3 protein-coding genes are annotated in these 3,289 nt (G+C 65.1%); all 3 read left to right on the plus strand.

What is annotated here, in order from left to right; genetic code table 11:
• Nucleotides 1–196: 196 nt before the first annotated feature.
• Nucleotides 197–613 (plus strand): ABC transporter permease subunit, encoded by a 417-nt coding sequence (locus SGJ19_28845; GenBank protein MDZ4784274.1) that lies wholly within the window; start codon nucleotides 197–199, stop codon nucleotides 611–613.
• 76 nt (nucleotides 614–689) lie between these two features.
• On the plus strand, nucleotides 690–2,018 hold the full coding sequence (locus SGJ19_28850) for an extracellular solute-binding protein (protein ID MDZ4784275.1): 1,329 nt from the start codon (nucleotides 690–692) through the stop codon (nucleotides 2,016–2,018).
• Between the two features lie 171 nt (nucleotides 2,019–2,189).
• Nucleotides 2,190–2,927 (plus strand): SDR family NAD(P)-dependent oxidoreductase, encoded by a 738-nt coding sequence (locus SGJ19_28855; protein ID MDZ4784276.1) that lies wholly within the window; start codon nucleotides 2,190–2,192, stop codon nucleotides 2,925–2,927.
• Nucleotides 2,928–3,289: the final 362 nt, after the last annotated feature.

The raw sequence follows: 3,289 nt of genomic DNA on the forward strand, positions 1-3,289 counted from the left end.
CGATTGCAGAGTAGCGCCGTCCGCGGCGAAAGCCGGGAATCCCCACGCGCTCCGGCATGTGCTCGCGGTTGTGCCACTGGTGGAAGTCGTCCCTCGCCTGGGGCAGCAGGTCGTGCCAGATGCAAACAGCGCCAAGTCCGGCGAGACTCATTGCGTAACTCCTTGCCAACAACTGGGCCTTCTCAACAACCGGTTCGTGGTCGCCGTCATCCTCGCCGCGCGCATCGCGCCGCAGACAGTCTGGTTCATCCAGAACTTCGTCGACGCAGTGCCGCGCGACATCGACGAGGCCGCGCTGCTCGACGGCGCGAGCCACCGGCAGATCCTGTTGCTGCTCGTGCTGCCGCTGATCCGCCCGGGGATCGCGGCGGTGGCGGTGATCGGCGCCATCACCACGTGGAACGACTACATCACCGTCGCCGTGTTCGCGCCCGACTCCGTCAAGCGCACGCTGCAGGTGGCGTTGGTCAACCAGGTGTTCGACTCGGTCGGCATTTCGTGGTCGTTCACGATGGCGTTCGCGCTGGTTTCGTCGCTGCCGGTCATCGTGCTTTTCGTGCTCGTACAGAAGTGGTTCATCGCCGGACTCACTGCCGGCGCGGTCAAAGGCTAGCTACATCGCAGTCACACAGGTCAAACCGTGCGCAGAAACGGCGCAGCGTTGGTTCCATTCACCAAGGAGACTCGTCATGAACATACCTGTTGTACTCAAACCGCAAGCCGGACTAGGCACCCGCCTCGCCGTGGCACTGGGCATCGGTGCCGCAACCCTGCTCGGATCCATTGGCAGTCACGTGGCGTTCGCCCAAACGGCGGCGGCACCCGTCGAGATCGTCTACGCGACGTTCCTCGACCCCAACAACCAAAACGATCCGCGCGCGGCGGCGCAGATGAAGGCGATCGCGGCGTTCGAGAAGGCCAATCCGGGGATCAAGGTCAAGGTGCAGGTCGACTCGACGCAGCAGGCGACGCTGCGCGCGCTGCGGAGCCGATCGGCGACACCTGACCTCTTCCGGGTCGCGAATTTTTCGTTGCCGGAGTTCGTTGCGACCAACAGCATGGTCCCGATGGATGACCTGCTGAAGCGCGACAACGTCAGCCAGTCCGATTTCCTGATTCCGCTGGCGGCCGGCGCCATCAACGGCAAGATCTACGGGATGCAGCAGGACTACCGGATTCCGGTGCTGCTCTATCGGAAGAAACTGCTGCAGCAGGTGGACCAAAAGCCGCCGGCGACATGGGACGACGTCTGTGTAGTGGGCGGCAAGCTCAGCGCTCTGCCCAACATCGTCGGCTACGCGGTTCCGGTCGGGACCAGCGGGGGCTTGGGCGGCGCGCAGCCGCTGGCCGAGAATCTGTTCAGCTCGATGGTCTCCGAGGACGGCGGCAAGTATTTCGCTGACAACAATCGCGAGTTCGTCGCCCCCAAGGCGCAGGTGATCAGGTCGCTGCAGACGATCAAGGACCTGTACGGCAAGTGCAAGGCGACGCCGATGACGAGCGTGCAATTCGGCTACACCGAGGTGCACGACGGCCTGCGCGCCGGCACTGTCGCGATGGCGACCTTCGGCCTCTTTCGCTTCCGCGCGATCGAAAGCGGCGGCGCGGGCGAGGATCTTGGCTGGGCACCGCCGCCTGCGTACGGCAAGCAGGTCACGTACGGCTTCATGGTGTCGATCAACTCCAACACGGCGAATCGGGAGGCGGCGTGGCAGTTCGCGAAGTTCATGGGCAGCCCGGAAGGCCAGGCGATCACCGCGGAAGGCGGCGAAGTCGTCGCCCGCACGTCGGTTTACAACAATCCGTACTTCGCGACCCCCGCGGGCCTGCGGCAGAAGGAGTGGTCCCAACTCGTGAAGGAACGCGGGCAAATGGTGAACTACTCGCTCCTGACCACGACGTTCAACCAGATCCTCGGCGACGCCGTGCAGCGCATGCTGCTGCGAAACGGCACGCCCGAAGAGGCGTACGCCGAGATCGACACGAAGTACAAGGAAGCGCTCGCCAAGTCGCCCTGACGCAAAGCCGCGACCGGCCCCTCCGGCCGGTCGCCACCCCACGGAGAAGTCAATGCGCGCAGGTATTGTCGGAATGTGCGGCTGGGCCAGCAACGCCATACCGCCATCGATGTCGGTGGCCGACAATACGCGCGCGCCGAGTAACGTGGACGCGATCCTGGCAGCGAAACAATGACCACGCCGCTCTCTGGACAGACGGCCATCGTGACCGGCGGTGCGCGCGGCATCGGGTATGCCATCGCGCAGCGGCTCGCGGCCGACGGTTGCCGCATCGTCGTCTGGGACATCGACGTCACATTGATCGGCACTGCCGGTGAATTTCAGCCCGCGCTGGCTCAGCGTGTGGACGTGACGAGCGTCACCTCGATCGGCGCCGCGTTCGCCGACGCCGTTGCGCAGTTCGGGAAGATCGAGATCCTGGTCAACAACGCCGGCATCAACGGCCCCGTTGCCGAAGTGACCGACTATCCACTCGACGCCTGGGACAGCGTCATCGCCGTCGACCTCACCGGTGTGTTCTATTGCTGCCGCGCCGTCGTCCCCCACATGCGCGAGCGCGGCTATGGGCGCATCGTCAACGTGTCGTCGATCGCCGGCAAGGAAGGCACGGCCGGGGTCGCCGCCTATTGCGCGGCGAAGGCCGGCGTGATCGGCTTCGCAAAGGCGCTTGCACGCGAGCTCGCTACGAGCGGCGTAACGGTCAACAGCGTGACGCCGGTGATGGCGGAAACGGAATTGCTGCGTGAGATGACGCCCGCGCACATCGCGGCGGCGCGCAGCAAGATCCCGATGAACCGTTTCGTCACCGTCGAGGAAATCGCGGCGATGGTGACGTGGATCGCGGGTCCCGAGTGCAGCTTCACCGCCGGCGGCGTGTTCGACATCTCTGGCGGACGCGCGAACTACTGAGGTCCCGTCCCCCGTTGCTGGCGCACCTCACGATTGCCGAGGCGTTACCACCAGATATCGCCTGGTACATGGCACACTACTGCGCTTTGCGATTCAAGCTCACGCCGGCGTGAAATGGCGGGAGCCGATCAGTGAAGATCGGCACCCCGGCGTTGATCCGACCACGCCTCTCCGCGTCGCGCTTGCCGGCAGTCGCGACGGTTACCGGGATTGCGCCTATGGCGTACGGCGTCGTACACGTGATGTCGGGCGTTCAGCGTTCGCCCGAAGACGCTTCGCCCGGAGTTTGCCCGGCGAATCCGTAGTCTGCCGCCGCTTCGGCGGAGGTGATGTACCCGCGCGCCACGTCGCGCGCCACGCGC

Source organism: Planctomycetia bacterium, assembly GCA_034440135.1.
Lineage (GTDB): Bacteria > Planctomycetota > Planctomycetia > Pirellulales > JALHLM01 > JALHLM01.